The following is an 18,109-nucleotide window of genomic DNA, read 5'->3' on the forward strand; positions in this document are numbered from 1 at the left end:
CAGGCACTGGAAGCGTAGCGGCGGACGACCGCACTCTGTGAGGGATTCGCGACAGAGCGCAACCGAAAGGAAGTAGGTCGATGTGTCCGTGTTCGCCAGGTCGCTCAGGCCGTTCCGGATGTTCCTCGCCCTGCGATCCAGGCGCCGCCGGGTGGCGACCGCCCCGCCCGCCTGCCCTCCGGGCCCACCGCCCAGGGCGCTAGGAGTGGGGGTCGGCTCCCTGTTCCTCCCCCATGACGGGGGCGGAGAGTGAAGGACGCACGGCTGCTGCCCTGGCCTACCCCCGAAGGCAAACCCTGCTACGTCGTCGGCGACGGCACGGGCCGTGTCTCGCGCCTCGCCGACGAGATCGAGGGCATCCAGCTCCGCATGGCCGACGAGCTCCTCCGCCACGCCGACGCGCTCCTGGCGGAGCGCGGGGTGTCCAGCGGCGAACTGACGTATCTCGTCCGTCGGCTCACGGAGTCCCTGCGGGACGTCAGGCGGGTCGCGGAGAGCCGGGGAGCACGGCTGGGGGCGGGCGGCGCGGCCCCGGAGGCGGAGGTGCGAGGCGGCGGGGAGTGCGCCGGCCCGGGAGACGCCGGCCGCCCGGGGTGAGCGGGCGGACGGCGTTGCCGCGGGGGGTCAGGCGTCGAACTCCCTCATCAGCCAGGTGCACAGCTCCTCGGTCGGGAGGGTGTGCGCCGTCGTGGTCGGCGAACAGAGGAACGCGTGCAGCCCGCTGTCGGACGGGTTCAGTTCGTCGACCCGCGCGTACAGGTCCTGCTGGTTCTCGAAGTCGCCGATGTCGACCGCGCTGACCGAGGGCACGAAACAGATCTCCGGGTGGTGCAGCTCCGTCCGGCCGTTCTTCTCCCTGATCGCCTCGTCGAGGATCCCGTACGTCGGGAGGGTGCCGCCCGGAGCGCCGTCCAGCTCCGGGAAGTCCTCGGTCGTGATCGTCTTCTCGACCGGCGGGACGAGACGGTGCAGGACGGCGGACGTCGCGTCGCCCTGGGCCTGGATGTAGAAGGTGGTGCCGCCGAAGAGCGTCAGCAGCCGCAGCGCGACGTCACCGGGTTTGACGGAGGGCAGTCCGACGCCGTCGGCCCGGCCGTTGGCCACACCGATCCGCCGGGGGATCTGCGGCCAGTTGCCGACCCGGTCGAGCTCGTCCAGCAGCGCCTTGCGCTCCGGGGCCACGTCGATCTTGCCCGTGGCGTTGTCGTAGTGCCGCCAGAGCATTTCCCGCGCGGCCGGGCTGTTCATCTGGAGCGCGAACGCGTGCTCGCCGAACGGGTACAGCAGGTACGAGAACGCCTGGACGCCCATGGGGATGGTGGCGCCCCGGTGCGGGGTGTCGAACGAGAAGTACACGCCCGTCTGGTGCTCGTCCTCGTGGAAGTCGGTCTCCATCCTGGCGAGCGTGTAGCGGGTGATGAGGCCGCCCATGCTGAAGCCGCCGACGACCAGCCGCTCGTTTCCGTCGCGGCAGTCGATGGCCTTGCGGATGGTGGCCTCGGCCGCCTTCGAGTTCTCCAGGATGGACGCGGTGCGGTCGTCGAAGCCGAGCAGGATCACGTCCCGGCCGCTGCGGCGGAGTGCGGTGAGGAAGGGATAGTCCTCGCCGTCCAGGAACTGGTAGAGCTTGTCGAGTTCGCTCCTGCCGTGGTTGAAGCCGTCGGCGATGATCACCGGCCGGGTGAGGCGGCGATCGTCACCGGCGTAGAAGACCCAGGCGAAGCCCTTGTCGATGCCCTGGTCCCACACGTCGTGATCGGGGACGTCGATCGGCTGGGAGGGCGTGGCGAGCGGATCGCCGATGCTGAACGGGCCGATCTCGCGCTCGGTCGTCTCGGACATGGTCGTACTCCTCGGGGGGGAGGGGGAGGGGACGACCACATCATGAGTCATATATCGGGCATATCGCCCGTCGGGAAATTTCCTGAAGCCGTGCAACCCTTCCCGGCCCCCGCGTGTCGTACAGGGCGTCGGGACTCTTGGAGGGGGATCCGGGGGGATCACAGGGGGTTCCGACAGCTGGAGGGGGCAAGCCGAGGGGCCTGGTCGACGGACCGGGCCCCTCGAAGCATGTCGCGGCGTCACAGCAGGTCAGCGGTTCAGGAGAACACCCCGCACCGCAGCGGCACATGCGCGTACGGCCGTGCCTCGCCCGTGCGGACCACCGGCCGCGCGTCCGCCGACAGCACCTTCAGTTCTTCGTGGGAGACATGGGCCAACCGGGTGAAGTGCCGCTCCAGCAGCCCCGCCGCCGCGGGATGGGCCTCCCGGACCTCGGTGGCCGCCGTGGCACCTTCCGTCACCAGCTCGGCGAGCAGCCCGTCCCACCTGACCGTGATGTCGGACCCCCGCTGTAGCGTCGGGGCATGACCGATCAGGCGGGGACCTCCGCGCAGGCGGGGGAGCGGCGGCTCGCGGTGCTCGAAGGCGTCCTGGAGCGGATCACCTACGCCAACGAGGAGAACGGCTACACGGTCGCCAGGGTCGACACCGGCAGAGGCGCGGGCGACCTCCTCACGGTGGTCGGCGCGCTGCTCGGCGCCCAGGTCGGCGAGTCGCTGCGCATGGAGGGCCGCTGGGGCTCCCACCCGCAGTACGGCAAGCAGTTCACCGTCGAGAATTACACGACGGTCCTGCCCGCCACCGTCCAGGGCATCCGCCGCTACCTCGGCTCGGGCCTGGTCAAGGGCATCGGCCCGGTCTTCGCCGACCGCATCACCCGCCACTTCGGCCTGGACACCCTCACCATCATCGAGGAGGAGCCGAAGCGGCTGATCGAGGTCCCCGGCCTCGGCCCGAAGCGCACGAAGAAGATCGCCGACGCCTGGGAGGAACAGAAGGCGATCAAGGAGGTCATGCTCTTCCTCCAGACCGTCGAGGTGTCGACGTCCATCGCGGTCCGCATCTACAAGAAGTACGGCGACGCCTCGATCTCGGTCGTGAAGGACCAGCCGTACCGGCTGGCGGCCGACGTCTGGGGCATCGGCTTCCTCACCGCCGACCGGATCGCCCGGTCCGTCGGCATCCCGCACGACAGCCCCGAGCGCGTCAAGGCGGGCCTCCAGTACGCCCTGTCGCAGTCCACCGACCAGGGCCACTGCTACCTGCCCGAGGAGCGGCTGATCGCCGACGCGGTCAAGCTGCTCCAGGTGGACACCGGGCTCGTCATCGAGTGCCTCGCCGACCTCGCGGCGCCCCCGGAGGAGGGCGAGGACCCCGGCGTCGTCCGGGAGAAGGTGCCGGGACCGGACGGCGGCGACGTCGTCACGGCCGTCTACCTGGTCCCCTTCCACCGCGCCGAGCTCTCCCTCGCCGCACAGGTGACCCGGCTGCTGCGCACCGGCGAGGACCGTATGCCGGGCTTCCGCGACGTGGCCTGGGACAAGGCGCTGGCCTGGCTGAAGGGCCGTACCGGCGCCGACCTCGCGCCCGAGCAGGAGGCCGCCGTCCGGCTGGCGCTCACCGAGAAGGTCGCCGTGCTCACCGGAGGCCCCGGCTGCGGCAAGTCCTTCACGGTCCGCTCGATCGTGGAGCTGGCCCGTGCCCGGAAGGCCAAGGTCGTCCTGGCGGCCCCCACCGGCCGGGCCGCCAAGCGGCTGGCCGAACTGACCGGCGCCGAGGCCTCGACCGTCCACCGCCTGCTGGAGCTCAAGCCCGGCGGCGACGCGGCCTACGACCGCGACCGCCCGCTCGACGCGGACCTGGTCGTCGTGGACGAGGCGTCGATGCTGGACCTGCTGCTGGCCAACAAGCTCGTCAAGGCGGTGCCCCCCGGCGCCCATCTGCTCTTCGTCGGGGACGTGGACCAGTTGCCCAGCGTCGGCGCGGGCGAGGTCCTGCGCGACCTGCTCGCCGACGGCAGCCCGGTCCCGGCGGTCCGCCTCACCCGCGTGTTCCGCCAGGCCCAGCAGTCGGGCGTGGTGACGAACGCCCACCGGATCAACGCCGGGCAGCACCCGGTCACCGACGGCATGAAGGACTTCTTCCTCTTCGTCGAGGAGGACACGGAGGCGGCCGGCCGGCTCACCGTCGATGTCGCCGCCCGGCGGATCCCGGCGAAGTTCGGCCTGGACCCGCGCCGGGACGTCCAGGTCCTCGCCCCCATGCACCGCGGCCCCGCCGGAGCCGGCGCCCTCAACGGACTGCTCCAGCAGGCCGTCACCCCCGGCCGCCCCGACCTGGCGGAGAAGCGGTTCGGCGGCCGCGTCTTCCGCGTCGGCGACAAGGTGACCCAGATCCGCAACAATTACGACAAGGGCAAGAACGGCGTCTTCAACGGCACCGTGGGCGTGGTCACCTCGCTCGATCCGGTCGACCAGCGTCTGACGGTGCTGACCGACGAGGACGAGGAGGTGCCGTACGAGTTCGACGAACTGGACGAACTGGCCCACGCGTACGCGGTGACGATCCACCGCTCCCAGGGCAGTGAATATCCCGCCGTGGTGATCCCCGTCACGACGGGCGCGTGGATGATGCTCCAGCGCAACCTTCTGTATACGGCGGTGACCCGCGCCAAGCGGCTGGTCGTCCTCGTCGGTTCGCGCAAGGCCATCGGACAGGCCGTGCGCACGGTGTCGGCGGGGCGGCGCTGCACGGCTCTCGACTTCCGCCTCGCGGGCTGCTGACCTCCCGTTCGGGCTCCCGCCCCCGCGCCATCGCAAAAAATGATCGATCAAATGAGTCGTGAAGGTCACAGAGCTCTTCCGCAACTGTGACGGAGGCGGCAGGATGAGCAAGTTGGCGGCACTCAGTGCCGCCGACAAGCCCAATGGTCGACCCCGAGTGCACTCTCCTGCGCCAAATGGGGGATCGTAGAGACAGTCAGGGCAACCTCGAAGAAGAGGCACAACGTCGGTGAGGGATGACGTGAGCGACAACTCTGTAGTAGTGCGGTACGGCGACGGCGAGTACACCTACCCGGTGATCGACAGCACCGTCGGCGACAAGGGCTTCGACATCGGGAAGCTCCGTGCCCAGACCGGTCTCGTGACCCTGGACAGCGGGTACGGCAACACCGCCGCCTATAAATCCGCGATCACCTACCTGGACGGCGAGCAGGGCATCCTCCGGTACCGCGGATACCCGATCGAGCAGCTGGCGGAGCGCTCCACCTTCCTGGAGGTCGCCTACCTGCTCATCAACGGCGAGCTGCCGACCGTCGACGAGCTGAGCGTCTTCAAGAACGACATCACGCAGCACACCCTGCTGCACGAGGACGTCAAGAACTTCTACCGCGGCTTCCCGCGCGACGCGCACCCGATGGCCATGCTGTCCTCGGTGGTCTCCGCGCTGTCCACCTTCTACCAGGACAGCCACAACCCGTTCGACGAGAAGCAGCGCAACCTCTCCACGATCCGGCTCCTGGCCAAGCTTCCGACGATCGCGGCGTACGCGTACAAGAAGTCGATCGGTCACCCGTTCGTCTACCCGCGCAACGACCTCGGCTACGTCGAGAACTTCCTGCGCATGACCTTCTCGGTCCCGGCCCAGGAGTACGAGCTCGACCCGGTCGTCGTCTCCGCCCTGGACAAGCTGCTCATCCTGCACGCCGACCACGAGCAGAACTGTTCGACCTCCACCGTGCGTCTGGTGGGCTCCTCGCAGGCGAACATGTTCGCCTCGATCTCCGCCGGCATCAACGCCCTGTGGGGCCCGCTGCACGGTGGCGCCAACCAGTCGGTGCTGGAGATGCTCGAGGGCATCCAGGCCAACGGCGGCGATGTCGACTCCTTCATCCGCAAGGTGAAGAACAAGGAGGACGGCGTCCGCCTGATGGGCTTCGGCCACCGGGTGTACAAGTCCTTCGACCCGCGCGCCAAGATCATCAAGGCTGCCGCGCACGACGTGCTGTCCGCCCTCGGCAAGTCCGACGAGCTGCTGGACATCGCGCTGAAGCTGGAGGAGCACGCGCTGTCCGACGAGTACTTCGTCCAGCGCAACCTCTACCCGAACGTCGACTTCTACACCGGCCTGATCTACCGGGCCATGGGCTTCCCGACCGAGATGTTCACGGTCCTGTTCGCCCTCGGCCGCCTGCCGGGCTGGATCGCCCAGTGGCACGAGATGATCAAGGAGCCGGGCTCCCGTATCGGCCGCCCCCGCCAGATCTACACGGGCGTGGTCGAGCGCGACTTCGTCCCGGTCGAGGAGCGCTGACACCTGCCGGGTGGGGGCGCCGGCCGCCCGGCGCCCCTGTCACGGGGCTCACGCCACGGCTCACGGGGCTCACGCCACGGCTGACGGGGTGATCCGTGCCGTGAGGGCGGAGGGCGCCTGCGCGCCGCGCCGTGAGGACGGAGCGCCCCTACGCGCCGCGCCGTGGAGGGCCCCGGAGGCGCGCGCGGCGACGCGTCGGACGCACGGCATGACAGAAGGCGCCCTGGTGCGCCGGTCCCCCCACGGGCCGACGACCAGGGCGCCTTCCCATGTCCCGGTGCGGATTCCCCCCACGGGATCCGGCCGGGCGTCTGTGAGGACACAGCGCCTGAATTCGCTGATGCCATATGCGGTTGTCGAGCGGGCGGGTGGTGAGCGAGGGCGGGGCGAGCCCGCCGTCCTCCCGCCGTGTGCGATCTGCCGGGACAACGCACGCCGGGAGGGCCGCTCAAAGCTTCCCGGTGTACGTGCCCCGGCAACGCATCTCTGAGGAAGTCCCCCAAGACATCCTCAGATGCCAGTTCGCGCCCCCCAAGACGCTTGCTGACACCGTCAACTTAGACCGTCGAACCCCTTCGATGGTTACGTTCACGTCACTGTGATCTGTGTCTCGCGCCCATGTCCCGTCGAATACGCGCGCGGCCGGATACAGCGATCGGGGCCCGGGCGTAAGAAGGATGCGCGAGCCTTGTGAAGAGCTTATGTGAGGCACGCTCCGGACTCCAGGGGAGTTGTTGTTTCACCTTCGCCTAACCGGCGGTAACTTCCGGGCGTCCTCACCGCGCGTCAGCGGAACGTCCGCAACCGCAGACTGTTCGTCACCACGAAGACCGACGAGAACGCCATCGCCGCCCCCGCGAGCATCGGGTTCAGCAGGCCCGCGGCGGCCAGCGGCAGCGCGGCCACGTTGTACCCGAAGGCCCACACGAGATTTCCCTTGATCGTCGACAGGGTCCGCCGGGACAGCCGGATGGCGTCCGCGGCCACCCGCAGGTCCCCGCGCACCAGCGTCAGGTCGCCCGCCTCGATCGCCGCGTCGGTCCCCGTCCCCAGGGCCAGGCCGAGGTCGGCGACGGCGAGCGCGGCCGCGTCGTTGACGCCGTCGCCGACCATCGCGACGACCCGTCCCTCGCCCTGGAGTCGCCGTACGACGGCGACCTTGTCCTCGGGCAGCACCTCGGCGACCACCTCGTCGATGCCGACCCGGGCGGCCACCGCCTCGGCCACCGCCCGGTTGTCGCCGGTCAGCAGCACCGGGTCGAGCCCCAGCGCGCGCAGCTCGCGCACCGCCTCGGCGCTGGTCTCCTTGACCGCGTCGGCCACGGCCAGCAGACCGCGCACGGCCCCGTCCCACCCGACGACGACAGCCGTACGGCCGTCCCGCTCGGCCTCCTCCTTGGCGCGGGCCAGCTCGGGCGGCAGCGGCTCGTCGGTGTGCTCGGCGAGCCGCCCCACGGCCACCTCGTGGCCCTCCACCCGTCCGCGCACGCCCCGCCCGGGCACGTTCTCGAAGTGCTCGACCCCCGGCAGCCGCCCGGTGCGCTCCTCGGCGCCCGCGGCCACCGCGCGGGCGACCGGATGCTCGGAGGCGTGCTCCAGGGCGCCCGCGAGCCGCAGCAGCTCCTTCTCGTCGGTGCCCTCGGCGGCGTACACGTCCTGGAGGGTCATCCGGCCGGTGGTGACGGTGCCCGTCTTGTCGAGGACGACGGTGTCGACCCGGCGGGTGCTCTCCAGGACCTCGGGGCCCTTGATGAGGATGCCGAGCTGCGCGCCCCGGCCCGTGCCGACCAGCAGCGCGGTCGGGGTGGCGAGGCCCAGGGCGCACGGGCAGGCGATGATCAGGACCGCGACGGCCGCAGTGAACGCGGCGGCGGTGTCGCCGGTGACGCCCAGCCAGGTGCCGAAGGTGACGGACGCGATCAGCAGCACCACGGGGACGAAGATCCCGGCGACACGGTCGGCGAGGCGCTGCACCTCGGCCTTGCCGTTCTGCGCGTCCTCCACCAGCTTCGCCATCCGGGCGAGCCGGGTGTCGGCGCCGACCCGGGTCGCCTCGACGACGAGCCGGCCGCCGCGGTTCACGGTGGCGCCGGTGACGGCGTCGCCCGGTCCGACGTCCACCGGTACCGACTCGCCGGTCAGCATCGAGACGTCCACGGCGGAGACGCCCTCGACGACGGTCCCGTCGGTGGCGATCTTCTCACCCGGCCGGACGGCGAACCGGTCGCCGACCGCCAGCCGGTCGGCCGGGACGCGCACCTCCCGCCCGTCGCGGAGCACGGCCACGTCCTTCGCGCCCAGCTCCATCAGCGCCCGCAGGGCCGCGCCCGCGCGCCGCTTGGAGCGGGCCTCCAGGTAGCGGCCGAGCAGGATGAACGCGGTGACGCCGGCGGCGACCTCCAGGTAGATCGTGGAGGCGCCGTCGGTGCGGGAGACGGTGAGCTCGAAGGGGTGCCGCATCCCCGGCATGCCCGCGTGACCGAAGAAGAGCGCCCACAGCGACCAGCCGAACGCGGCGAGCGTGCCCACCGAGACGAGCGTGTCCATGGTGGAGGCGCCGTGCCGCAGGTTCGTCCAGGCCGACCGGTGGAAGGGCAGGGCGCCCCAGACGACGACGGGCGCGGCGAGGGTCAGTGACAGCCACTGCCAGTTGTCGAACTGGAGTGCGGGAACCATCGCCAGCAGCACCACGGGCGCCGCGAGCAGGCCGGAGACGAGCAGGCGGTCCCGGAGCGCCGAGAGCTCGGGGTCGGTGCCGGCGGGGGTCTCCTCCGGCTCCGGGCGTGCGGGCTCCTCGGCGGTGTAGCCGGTCTTCACGACGGTGGCGATCAGGTCGGCGACCTCGATCCCGGCGGGGTAGGTGACCCGTGCCTTCTCCGTCGCGTAGTTGACGGTCGCGGTGACACCGTCCATGCGGTTGAGCTTCTTCTCCACGCGGGCCGCGCAGGACGCGCAGGTCATGCCGCCGATGAGCAGCTCGACCTCGGCGGTGCCGGATGCGGCGGAGGCCCCGGTTATCGGTGCCGTGGCGGTGGTACTGGGCATGTCGGTACTCCAGGGAGCGAGACGGGCCGCACCTGACCGGTGTCGACCGGTCGGTACGGCCCGATGCCGAGGGGGTGTGTCCCGGGTCTCAGACGCGTCCGACCAGTTCGAAGCCGGCCTCGTCGACAGCGGCGCGGACGGCCTCCTCGTCGAGGGCGGCGGTGGAGACGACGGTGACCTCGCCGGCGGTGGCGACGGCCTTCACCGACGTGACGCCGGGCAGTTCGGTGAGCTCGCCGGAGACCGCGCCCTCGCAGTGGCCGCAGCTCATGCCGCTCACCTTGTAGACGGTGGTGACGGAACCCGGGGTGTCGGTCTGGGCGGTCATGTCGTTACTCCTCGTCGAGGCAGGTGGGGCTGAGGGGGTCCGAGGGGGCCTCCACACCACCCAGGTTATACCCCTAGGGGGTATTTCTCAAAGAAGCCGCGCCCGGCCGTGCGCGGCCGCGCCCGCGTCGGGGCGGGCGTCCGCCAGGGGCTCCAGGTAGCGGACGAGGACGTTCTTCAGCTCCTGGACGTACGCGTCCCGCTCGCCGCCCTCGTGGGCGAGGATCAGCTCCAGCCCCGCCTTGTACAGGCCCAGGCACATGTGGGCGGTGCGGGTGAGGGCGGCGGGCGGCGTGTCGGGCAGGAGCGAGGCGAGCAGACCCTCGATGCGGGTGACCAGTCCGGCGTGCAGCGCGTCGTGCTCCTCGGTGAGGCGGCCGGGGATGTCGGGGCCGTGCATCAGGGCGAAGAGCGCCGGGTGCTCGCAGTTGAAGTCGACGAACCGGTCCACCGCGGCGTCGACCGCCTCCCGCAGGGTGGTGGCGGCGGTGGCCGGTGCGAGCGCCTCGCCGTAGGTCGTCCGCAGCTGGTGCATGAGGCGGTCGCCCAGCTCGATCGCGATGGCCTCCTTGTTCGGGAAGAACTGGTAGAGGGTGCCGGGCGAGACCCCGGCCTCGCGGGCGATGGCATTGGTGCTGGCGGCCGTGTAGCCGGTGGCGCAGAAGACGGACGCGGCGGCTTCCAGGAGCTGGGCGATGCGGCGCTCGCCGCGCGCCTGGCGGCGGCGCGGCTGTTCCTGCTCCTGGTGGGCGGCGGTTTCGGGCACGCGTTATCCCCAGCTCTCCGAACGTGATTGACAAACGCGAGCGGTCGCTCGCATTCTTGATCCAGCAGAACGCGAGCGATGTCTCGTATTTGCCAGTCTATGGGCAGTGCAGCGACCGATCCATGCTGCCTGTCCACACCGGCACGGGTCACGCCGCATCATCCTGGAGGGGACCCCGCACGATGTCCGAAGTCAACGGCCCACCGCGTGTCGGAGCCGGACCGTCCCGCCCGCCCCGCCCCGCTGGCCGGGCGGCAGCCGCGCTGACCGCCCGCCCCCAGCTGACACTCCTGGCCGCCCTGGTGCTCACCGTCCTCGCCGCACTGGCCGGCAGCGGGGTCGCCGACCGGCTGGGCAGCGGCGGCTGGGAGGACCCCGACGCCCAGTCGACGTACGCCACCCGGGCCCTGGAGCGCGAGTTCCCCGGCTCCCAGCCCAACCTGCTGCTGCTCGTCGGCTCCGGCGGGGCCTCCGTCGACGACCCGGCCGTCGCCGCCGAGGCCGCCCGGCTCGCGGAGAGCCTCGCGGGCGAGGAGGGCGTCGTCGGCGTCGGCTCCTACTGGCAGTCCAAGGCACCCGCCCTGCGCGCGGAGGACGGCCACGAGGCGCTGATCGCCGCACGCCTGACGGGCGACGAGAAGACGAGAAGCGGGACCCTCGACCGCATCGCCTCCGCCTACCGCGGCACGCACGGCCCGGTGGAGGTGCGCATCGGCGGCATGGTCGCCGTGCAGAACGAGATGCAGACGATCATCCAGGAGGACCTCACCCGCGCCGAGCTCATCGCCCTGCCGATCACCCTGGTGCTGCTGGTGATGGTCTTCGGCAGCGCGGTCGCCGCCCTGCTGCCGCTCGCCATCGGCGTCGTCGCCATCCTCGGCACCAACGCGATCCTCAGCGGCCTGGCGGCGTTCACCGACGTCTCCGTCTTCGCGATCAACCTCACCACGGCCCTGGGCCTCGGCCTCGCCGTCGACTACGCCCTGTTCATCGTCCGCCGCTTCCGCGAGGAACTCGCCGGCGGCGCCGATCCCTCGACCGCCATCGCCACCACCCTGCGCACGGCGGGCCGCACGGTGCTGTTCTCCGCGCTCACCGTGGCGGTGTCGCTGGCGGCGATGCTCGTCTTCCCCCAGTACTTCCTGCGGTCCTTCGCCTACGCCGGCATGGCGGTGGTCCTGCTGGCCGCCGCGGCCGCCCTGATCCTCCTGCCCGCGGCCCTCGCCCTGCTGGGACACCGGGTCAACTCCTGGGACCTGAGGGGCCTGCTGCGCAAGCGGCGCGGACCGTCCGGGAAGGCGGCCCCCGGCGGCGCGGCGGGCACGGGCTGGGCGCGCACCGCGACCCTGGTCATGCGCCGCGCCCCCTTCTTCGCCCTCGGGACGACCGCCGTCCTCGTCCTCCTCGGCCTGCCGTTCCTCGGCGTGGAGTTCGGCACCGCGGACGACCGCCAGCTGCCCTCCTCGGCCGAGTCGCACGTCGTGCAGCAGCACATCAGGGACGGCTTCCCGGGCAGCCCCGGCGGCGGCCTCCAGGTCCTCGCCGAGGGGAAGGCGACCGAGGCGCAGTACACCGCCTACCAGGAGCGCGTCGCCGGCCTGCCCGAAGTGGCCCGGGTGGACGGGCCGCTGGTGCAGGGCGACACCGCGTACTTCACGGTGCAGCCCGAGGGCGAGGCGGTGGGCGAGGCCGCCCAGCGCCTGGTGGCCGATCTGCGCGCCACCGAGGCGCCGTTCGACACCAAGGTGACCGGCACGGCGGCCGTCCTGGTCGACTCCCGGCACGCGATAGCCGAACAGCTCCCCTGGGCGGCGGCCTTCATCGTGACCGTCACCCTGTTCCTGGTCTTCCTGCTGACCGGAAGCGTGCTGATACCCCTCCAGGCGGTGCTGCTCAACGCGCTCAGCCTGACGGCGATGTTCGGCGCGGTCGTCTGGGTCTTCCAGGACGGCCACCTCTCCGGCCTGCTCGGCTTCACCAGCCCCGGCTCCATCGAGACGACCCTTCCGGTCCTGATGTTCTGCGTGGCCTTCGGCCTCTCCATGGACTACGGCGTCTTCCTGCTCTCCCGCATCAAGGAGGAGTACGACCACACGGGCGACCACGAGCGGGCGATCCGCCTGGGGCTCCAGCGCACGGGCGGTCTGATCACCGCGGCGGCCGTCATCCTGGCCGTGGTGATGGTCGCGATAGGCACCTCCCGGGTGACCAACACGAAGATGCTCGGCCTCGGTATCGCGCTGGCGGTCCTGATGGACGCGATGGTGGTCCGCAGCCTCCTGGTCCCGGCGATCATGCGGCTCACCGGGCGGGCCACCTGGTGGGCACCGGCTCCCCTGCGCAGGTTCCACCGGCGGTTCGGGCTCAGCGAGGGGGAGCCGGCCCCGGCCGCCGGAGCGGACCTCCGGCGGGACACGGTGGGGGCGCGCGGATAGCGTTCGCCCGGACCCCGGGACGGCCGTCCCGGGGTCCGGCCGGACGAGAGACGAGGGCGACGACACATGCGGGCTGTGGTGTTCGAACGGTACGGGGAAGCGGCCGAGGTGCGGGAGGTGGCGGACCCGCGGCCGGCGGAGCACGGGGTGGTGGTGCGCGTCGAGGCCACCGGACTGTGCCGCAGCGACTGGCACGGCTGGATGGGCCACGACCCCGACATCACCCTGCCGCACGTGCCCGGCCACGAACTCGCCGGAGTCGTCGAGGAGACCGGCGCCCGCGTCACCCGCTTCGAGCCCGGCGACCGGGTCACCGTGCCCTTCGTGTGCGGGTGCGGCAGTTGTCCGTCCTGCGCGGCGGGCGACCACCAGGTGTGCGAGCGGCAGACCCAGCCGGGCTTCACCCACTGGGGCTCCTTCGCCCAGTACGTGGCACTGGACCACGCCGACGTGAACCTGGTGTCGGTCCCCGACGGCCTCTCCTACGGCACCGCCGCCTCCCTCGGCTGCCGGTTCGCCACCGCGTTCCGGGCGGTCGTGCGGCAGGGCCGGGTCGCGGCGGGGGAGTGGGTGGCGGTGCACGGCTGCGGCGGGGTGGGCCTGTCGGCGGTGATGATCGCGGCCGCCTCGGGAGCGCGGGTCGTCGCCGTGGACGTGTCACCGCGCGCCCTGGAGCTGGCGCGTACGTTCGGCGCGGCGGAGTGCGTGGACGCGCGGGACACGCCGGACACGGCGGCGGCGGTGCGCGAGGTGACCGGTGGCGGGGCGCACCTCTCCCTCGACGCCCTCGGCTCACCCGCGACCTGCGCCGCCTCGGTGAACGGCCTGCGCCGCCGCGGCCGGCACGTCCAGGTCGGCCTGCTGCCCTCGGCCGAGGGCACCACCCCCGTCCCGCTGGCCCGCGCCGTCGCCCTGGAGCTGGAACTCCTCGGCAGCCACGGCATGGCCGCCCACGCCTACCCCGGGATGCTGGAGCTGGTCCGGACGGGAGTGCTCCGCCCCGACCTGCTGGTGACGTCCACGATCGGTCTGGACGCCGTACCGGAGGCGCTGGCGGCGATGGGGACCGCGCCCGGGGCGGGGGTGACCGTCATCGAGCCGTGGCGGTGAGGTCGGCCCACTCGCGGTCCAGGAGGGCCATGAGCACCTCGTCCACCCACACCCCGTCCCGCAGCGCGGCCTCCCGGCGCACGCCCTCCACCACGAAGCCGGCCTTCTCGTAGACGCGCCGGGCCCGGGCGTTGTCGCCGTACACCTCCAACTGGATGCGGTGCAGCCCCAGGCGCTCGAAACCATGACCGACGACGAGACGGGTCGCCTCGGTGCCGATCCCCCGGCCGCGGCCCCGAGGACCGATCAGGGTCCGGAAAGTACAGCTGCGCGCACCCGGATCCCAGTCGTACAGGACGACCTCGCCGACGAGTTCACCGGTGGCCCGGTCGGTGACGGCGAGGTCGAGCCGGTCGGGCCGGTCGGAACGGGTGGCGTACCAGGCACGCAGGCGCTCCAGGGTGAGTTCGCCGTTCGCCGGGAACGTGAAGCGGACGACCTCGGGGTCGCCGATGATCTCCCACATACCCTCGGCATCGGCCTCGGTGAAGGGACGCAGCACTGTTTTCTCGCCGGTGAGCACGGGTTTGACGGAGAAGTCCATGCGGGGCACTGTGCCTCACGCGGGGGTGGGGTACGGAACGGTTTTCACGACGGATGGTCCACTGGCCCTGTCACGCTCGCCTCCCAGGGGCACCGCTCCCGGTTCAAGGACCGGTCCGGGCGCGCGCCGCCTCGGCGGAGAAGAAAACGTCCGTCCAGGACCGGTGCCGGATCGCCGCCCTGCCTGCGCCGGGCCGCTGGCCGGAGCGACTCCGCAGGCACCGGAGCCGAGACGAGAGCCCCGGGCCCAGGACCGTGAGGTCACGGTTCCGGGGCCGCGTCCGATGCAACGTTCGCTCTCGGCTGTGTGAAGGCGAGTTCACGACAGCTGTTGCGGATGTCCGTCAGCGGCTGATCTCGGCGTTCGTCAGCACGGGGAGGGACCGCACGGTCGTGTAACGGGCCGACAGCCACGGCCCCCACGACGGGCCGCCGGCCCACGGCAACGGTGGCGTCCCTCTCTTGTGGGTGGATCCGGCGCGGGAGCCGGTGGTCTGTTCGCGGTGGAAGACGGGGGTGGGGGCGCTGCTCGCCCAGGTCTCGGAGGCGGTACGGCCCGGGTGTGTCGTACCGCCGTCATGGGGCCGGTGCTTCATGTCATGACCGCGTGCAGCCCTCCGTCGACATGCAGGATCTCGCCGGTGGTGGCCGGCAGCCAGTCCGACAGGAGCACCGCGCAGGCCTTCGCCGTCGGCTCCGGGTCGTGGACGTCCCAGGCGAGCGGCGGGCGGGTGCGCCAGATCTGCTCCATGCGGTCCACTCCGGGGATCGAGCGCGCGGCCAGGGTACGGACCATGCCCGCCGCGACCAGGTTGACGCGGATGCGTCGTTCGCCGAGGTACAGCGCCAGGTAGCGGGTGACGGACTCGAGCGCGGCCTTGGAGACGCCCATCCAGTCGTAGCCGGGCCAGGCCAGGGCCGCGTCGAAGTCGAGGCCCACCACGGACGAGCCTTCCTCCATCTGCGGAAGGCACGCTGTGACCAGGGCCTTGAGGGAGTACGCCGACACTTCGAGCGCCGTCGCCGCGTCCTGCCACGACGTGTCGAGGAAGGCGCCGCCGAGCGCGGACCGGGGGGCGAACGCGATCGAGTGCACGATTCCGTCAAGACCGCCCAGGTGGCCGACGACCGCGTCCTGCAGCGTGTCGAGATCGCCGCGCTCAGTGACGTCGAGACGGAGCACGGGTGCGGGCATCGGCAGGCGCTCCGCCATCGCCTCCGTGATGGGCAGGGCTCGCCCGAAGGAGGTCAGGACCACTCTGGCCCCTTCCTGCTGGGCGATCCGCGCCACGTGGAAGGCGATCGAGGTGTCGGAGAGCACCCCGGTGATCAGCAGCCGCTTCCCGGCGAGCAGCCCGCCCGTCGGCCGGCCGGCCTCGGTCGAGGTGCCCTCGGCCCGGGTGTCCTGCGCCGACGTGCTCATACGCCCATCCCGAGGCCGCCGCTGACGGGGATGAACGCGCCGGTGATGTACGACGCGTCCGCACCGGCGAGGAAGCGCACCACGTTCGCCACCTCCTCGGGAGTGCCGGGGCGGCCGAGCGCCGTCATGGAGAGGTACTCGGCACGCCTCTTCGGGCTGACGCCGGCCACCATGTCGGTGTCGATGAAGCCGGGAGCCACCACATTGGCCGTGATGCCGCGCCGCCCCAGCTCCCGGGCGAGCGAGCGGGCCAGGCCGGTGAGGCCCGTCTTGGAGGCCGCGTAGTTGGCCTGCCCCGGCGAGCCGAGCATCCCGGAGAAGGACGAGATGAAGACGAGCCGGCCCCACCGCCCCTCCAGCATGCCGGGGATGGCCCGCCGCGCCGACCGGAAGGCACCCACCAGATTGGTGTCGAGGAGTTCCAGGAAATCCTCGTCGGTGGTCTGCAGGGCCAGCTTGTCCCGCATGATCCCGGCGTTCGCCACCAGGACCTGCACGGGGCCGTGCTCGGCCTCGATCTTCTCGTACGCGGTGTCCAGCGACCCGGGATCGGTGACGTCGCAGCGTACGCCGAAGAAGCCCGCGGGAGGCTCGCCCGACCGGTGCCCGACGGCGACCCGGTCGCCCTGTGCGGCGAAGGTGCGGGCGATGGCCAGACCGATGCCGCGGCCTGCTCCGGTGACGAAGACGGACCGGCCTTCGGTCATCATGTGCCTGCTTTCTGGAGAACCAGGACGGCGTTCTGTCCGCCGAACCCGAAGGAGTGGCTGGTCGCGGTCTCGACGTGCTGCTCGCGCGGCGCACCGCTGACGACGTCGATGTCGATCTCGGGGTCGAGCTTGTCGAGGTTGGCGGTGGGCGGCACGAGACCGTGCTCGACGGTCAGGGCCGTGTACGCCACCTCGATGGCGCCCGCGGCACCGAGCGCGTGCCCCGTGACGCCCTTGGTGGAGGTCACCGACGGCCGGCCGACCAGGACCCGGTTGATCAGCCGGGACTCCATCAGGTCGTTCAACTTGGTCGATGTGCCATGGGCGTTGACGTGGTCGACGGCCTCGGGGGCGACATCCGCGTCGGTGAGCGCCGAGCGCAGGGCGCGTTCCACGCCCGCGCCCGCCGGGTCCGGCGCGGAGGCATGGTGCCCATCGGCGCTGGCCCCGTAGCCTGCGACCAGCGCGCGGACCGTGCCGCCTCGCGCTGTCGCGTCCGGCTCACGCTCCAGGACCAGCACGGCCGCCGCCTCCGCGGCCACGAAACCGCCGCGGTCCGCGTCGAAGGGGCGCGACGCCCCCGCCGGGTCCTCGGTGCGCCGGGACAGCGCGCCCATGCGGTGGTAGGCGGCCATCGGGGTCGGGCTGAGCGGCGCCTCGGAGGCGCCGGCCAGCACAATGTCGCACATGCCGGACTGCAGCATCTGCCGTGCGGTGCCGATCGCCGTGACACCGGAGGCGCAGGCCGTGGCGACCACGAGGTTGGGGCCGAGTGCCCGGCAGTGCATGGCGAGGTATCCGGAGATCATGTTGACCGGCCAGTTCACCATCACCAGCGGTGAGACCCGGTCGGCGCCCTCCTGGTGGTACGCGGTGTGGGCGTCCTCGTAGGAGGCGGTGCCGCCCAGTGCGTTGCCCATGACCACGCCGACCCGGGCGCCGTCCCACCGGTCCGGGTCGAGGCCCGCGTCGGACAGCGCCTCCTTGGCGGCCACCAGGGCGAGTTGGCTGACCCGGTCCAGGCGCCAGGCCGTGGAGCGGCCGAGCAGGGCGTTGGCGTCGAAGCCGGGGACCCGGCAGGAGATGTCCACCGGGAGTCCGGCGAGCGCCGGGTCGCGCTGTGCGGTGGGGCGGCCCGACAGCAGCCGCTCCCAGTTCGCCGCCACCCCGATGCCGGCCGGGGTGACGAGGCCGATGCCCGTGATCGCAACGTCTGCGTCCCGTCCTGCGCCCTCGGCCATCAGGCGTTCCCCGCCGCCGTGGTCACCAGCTCCAAGAGGTCCGAGACGGTGCCGCTGCTGTTGAGGTCCTCGGTGGGTATCACCACGCCGAGCTGCTTCTGCAGGGTCAGCGCGACCTCGATGAGCGCGAGCGAGTCCAGTTCGATGTCCTCCAGAACGGTGTCGGGCTTGATGTCCTCGCGCAGGACGCCGAACTTCTCTTCCAGGACCTGGGAGAGGATCTCGAAGGTGGGGGGCGTGAAGGTGCTCATCGCGATGGTCCCTTTCGGGTGTGGGAACCGGGCGCGGATGTGCCCGGGGTGCGTGGCGTGAACGTGCTTGTGGCGACGCGGGCTCGAGCCGCGCCCGGCTTG

16 protein-coding genes are annotated in these 18,109 nt (G+C 71.7%); 5 read left to right on the forward strand and 11 right to left on the reverse strand.

From position 1 onward, the window contains the following. Positions 1 to 249: 249 nt before the first annotated feature. Positions 250 to 597: a hypothetical protein gene (locus ACIP67_RS07615; RefSeq protein WP_401688839.1), complete on the forward strand. Its 348-nt coding sequence runs from the start codon at positions 250 to 252 to the stop codon at positions 595 to 597. A gap of 27 nt (positions 598 to 624) precedes the next feature. Here ACIP67_RS07615 and ACIP67_RS07620 read toward each other — a convergent pair whose 3' ends face one another. Then, a complete protein-coding gene (locus ACIP67_RS07620) occupies positions 625 to 1,842 on the reverse strand; it encodes an esterase/lipase family protein (RefSeq protein WP_401688842.1) in 1,218 nt (405 codons plus the stop codon). A 257-nt stretch (positions 1,843 to 2,099) separates the two neighbouring features. Next, positions 2,100 to 2,546 (reverse strand): RbsD/FucU domain-containing protein, encoded by a 447-nt coding sequence (locus tag ACIP67_RS07625; RefSeq protein ID WP_401689276.1) that lies wholly within the window; start codon positions 2,544 to 2,546, stop codon positions 2,100 to 2,102. On the opposite strand from ACIP67_RS07625, the gene ACIP67_RS07630 reads away from it, so the two are divergent. Both ACIP67_RS07630 and ACIP67_RS07635 read left to right on the forward strand, forming a co-directional pair. Continuing rightward, positions 2,442 to 4,625 carry an ATP-dependent RecD-like DNA helicase gene (locus ACIP67_RS07630; protein WP_401689279.1) on the forward strand — a complete coding sequence of 728 codons (2,184 nt, stop codon included), beginning with the start codon at positions 2,442 to 2,444 and terminating at the stop codon, positions 4,623 to 4,625. The genes ACIP67_RS07625 and ACIP67_RS07630 overlap by 105 nt on opposite strands. 241 nt (positions 4,626 to 4,866) lie before the next feature. After that, complete coding sequence (locus ACIP67_RS07635; RefSeq protein WP_385062554.1) at positions 4,867 to 6,156, forward strand: citrate synthase; 1,290 nt, start codon at positions 4,867 to 4,869, stop codon at positions 6,154 to 6,156. 786 nt (positions 6,157 to 6,942) lie between these two features. Here ACIP67_RS07635 and ACIP67_RS07640 read toward each other — a convergent pair. The 3 genes from ACIP67_RS07640 to ACIP67_RS07650 all read right to left on the reverse strand — a co-directional run bounded on the left by ACIP67_RS07640 (position 6,943) and on the right by ACIP67_RS07650 (position 10,294). Further along, positions 6,943 to 9,201: a heavy metal translocating P-type ATPase gene (locus ACIP67_RS07640; protein WP_401688845.1), complete on the reverse strand. Its 2,259-nt coding sequence runs from the start codon at positions 9,199 to 9,201 to the stop codon at positions 6,943 to 6,945. Positions 9,202 to 9,289: 88 nt separating this feature from the next. Beyond that, on the reverse strand, positions 9,290 to 9,529 hold the full coding sequence (locus tag ACIP67_RS07645) for a heavy-metal-associated domain-containing protein (protein ID WP_401688848.1): 240 nt from the start codon (positions 9,527 to 9,529) through the stop codon (positions 9,290 to 9,292). Positions 9,530 to 9,616: 87 nt separating this feature from the next. Beyond that, on the reverse strand, positions 9,617 to 10,294 hold the full coding sequence (locus ACIP67_RS07650; RefSeq protein WP_401688850.1) for a TetR family transcriptional regulator: 678 nt from the start codon (positions 10,292 to 10,294) through the stop codon (positions 9,617 to 9,619). A 182-nt stretch (positions 10,295 to 10,476) separates the two neighbouring features. On the opposite strand from ACIP67_RS07650, the gene ACIP67_RS07655 reads away from it, so the two are divergent. Beyond that, positions 10,477 to 12,729, forward strand: a complete 2,253-nt coding sequence (locus ACIP67_RS07655) for an MMPL family transporter (protein ID WP_401688853.1) — start codon at positions 10,477 to 10,479, stop codon at positions 12,727 to 12,729. A gap of 66 nt (positions 12,730 to 12,795) precedes the next feature. Further along, positions 12,796 to 13,839: a zinc-dependent alcohol dehydrogenase family protein gene (locus tag ACIP67_RS07660; protein ID WP_401688855.1), complete on the forward strand. Its 1,044-nt coding sequence runs from the start codon at positions 12,796 to 12,798 to the stop codon at positions 13,837 to 13,839. On the opposite strand, the gene ACIP67_RS07665 is transcribed toward ACIP67_RS07660, so the two are convergent. The 6 genes from ACIP67_RS07665 to ACIP67_RS07690 all read right to left on the reverse strand — a co-directional run bounded on the left by ACIP67_RS07665 (position 13,820) and on the right by ACIP67_RS07690 (position 18,007). Beyond that, complete coding sequence (locus ACIP67_RS07665) at positions 13,820 to 14,383, reverse strand: GNAT family N-acetyltransferase (RefSeq protein WP_401688858.1); 564 nt, start codon at positions 14,381 to 14,383, stop codon at positions 13,820 to 13,822. The genes ACIP67_RS07660 and ACIP67_RS07665 overlap by 20 nt on opposite strands. Positions 14,384 to 14,726: 343 nt before the next feature. Next, a complete protein-coding gene (locus tag ACIP67_RS07670; protein ID WP_401688860.1) occupies positions 14,727 to 14,978 on the reverse strand; it encodes a hypothetical protein in 252 nt (83 codons plus the stop codon). Further along, on the reverse strand, positions 14,975 to 15,805 hold the full coding sequence (gene fabI, locus ACIP67_RS07675; RefSeq protein WP_401688863.1) for an enoyl-ACP reductase FabI: 831 nt from the start codon (positions 15,803 to 15,805) through the stop codon (positions 14,975 to 14,977). Before fabI ends, ACIP67_RS07670 begins: the two co-directional genes overlap by 4 nt. Further along, a complete protein-coding gene (locus tag ACIP67_RS07680; RefSeq protein WP_401689282.1) occupies positions 15,802 to 16,512 on the reverse strand; it encodes an SDR family oxidoreductase in 711 nt (236 codons plus the stop codon). The genes fabI and ACIP67_RS07680 overlap by 4 nt, the downstream gene beginning before the upstream one ends. Continuing rightward, positions 16,512 to 17,756, reverse strand: a complete 1,245-nt coding sequence (locus ACIP67_RS07685) for a beta-ketoacyl-[acyl-carrier-protein] synthase family protein (RefSeq protein WP_401688866.1) — start codon at positions 17,754 to 17,756, stop codon at positions 16,512 to 16,514. The genes ACIP67_RS07680 and ACIP67_RS07685 overlap by 1 nt, the downstream gene beginning before the upstream one ends. Further along, entirely contained in the window at positions 17,756 to 18,007 is a 252-nt protein-coding gene (locus ACIP67_RS07690) for an acyl carrier protein (protein ID WP_401688869.1), read from the reverse strand. Before ACIP67_RS07690 ends, ACIP67_RS07685 begins: the two co-directional genes overlap by 1 nt. Positions 18,008 to 18,109: the final 102 nt, after the last annotated feature.

The sequence above is a fragment of the Streptomyces sp. NPDC088812 genome, from assembly GCF_044750285.1.
In the GTDB taxonomy this organism is placed as follows: domain Bacteria; phylum Actinomycetota; class Actinomycetes; order Streptomycetales; family Streptomycetaceae; genus Streptomyces.

Coding starts and splice junctions, on each gene's coding strand:
- fabI (WP_401688863.1), bottom strand. CDS start 15,805: ATGAGCACGTCGGCGCAGGACACCCGGGCCGAGGGCACCTCGACCGAG.
- ACIP67_RS07665 (WP_401688858.1), bottom strand. CDS start 14,383: ATGGACTTCTCCGTCAAACCCGTGCTCACCGGCGAGAAAACAGTGCTG.
- ACIP67_RS07660 (WP_401688855.1), top strand. CDS start 12,796: ATGCGGGCTGTGGTGTTCGAACGGTACGGGGAAGCGGCCGAGGTGCGG.
- ACIP67_RS07620 (WP_401688842.1), bottom strand. CDS start 1,842: ATGTCCGAGACGACCGAGCGCGAGATCGGCCCGTTCAGCATCGGCGAT.
- ACIP67_RS07685 (WP_401688866.1), bottom strand. CDS start 17,756: ATGGCCGAGGGCGCAGGACGGGACGCAGACGTTGCGATCACGGGCATC.
- ACIP67_RS07655 (WP_401688853.1), top strand. CDS start 10,477: ATGTCCGAAGTCAACGGCCCACCGCGTGTCGGAGCCGGACCGTCCCGC.
- ACIP67_RS07640 (WP_401688845.1), bottom strand. CDS start 9,201: ATGCCCAGTACCACCGCCACGGCACCGATAACCGGGGCCTCCGCCGCA.
- ACIP67_RS07645 (WP_401688848.1), bottom strand. CDS start 9,529: ATGACCGCCCAGACCGACACCCCGGGTTCCGTCACCACCGTCTACAAG.
- ACIP67_RS07680 (WP_401689282.1), bottom strand. CDS start 16,512: ATGACCGAAGGCCGGTCCGTCTTCGTCACCGGAGCAGGCCGCGGCATC.
- ACIP67_RS07690 (WP_401688869.1), bottom strand. CDS start 18,007: ATGAGCACCTTCACGCCCCCCACCTTCGAGATCCTCTCCCAGGTCCTG.
- ACIP67_RS07670 (WP_401688860.1), bottom strand. CDS start 14,978: ATGAAGCACCGGCCCCATGACGGCGGTACGACACACCCGGGCCGTACC.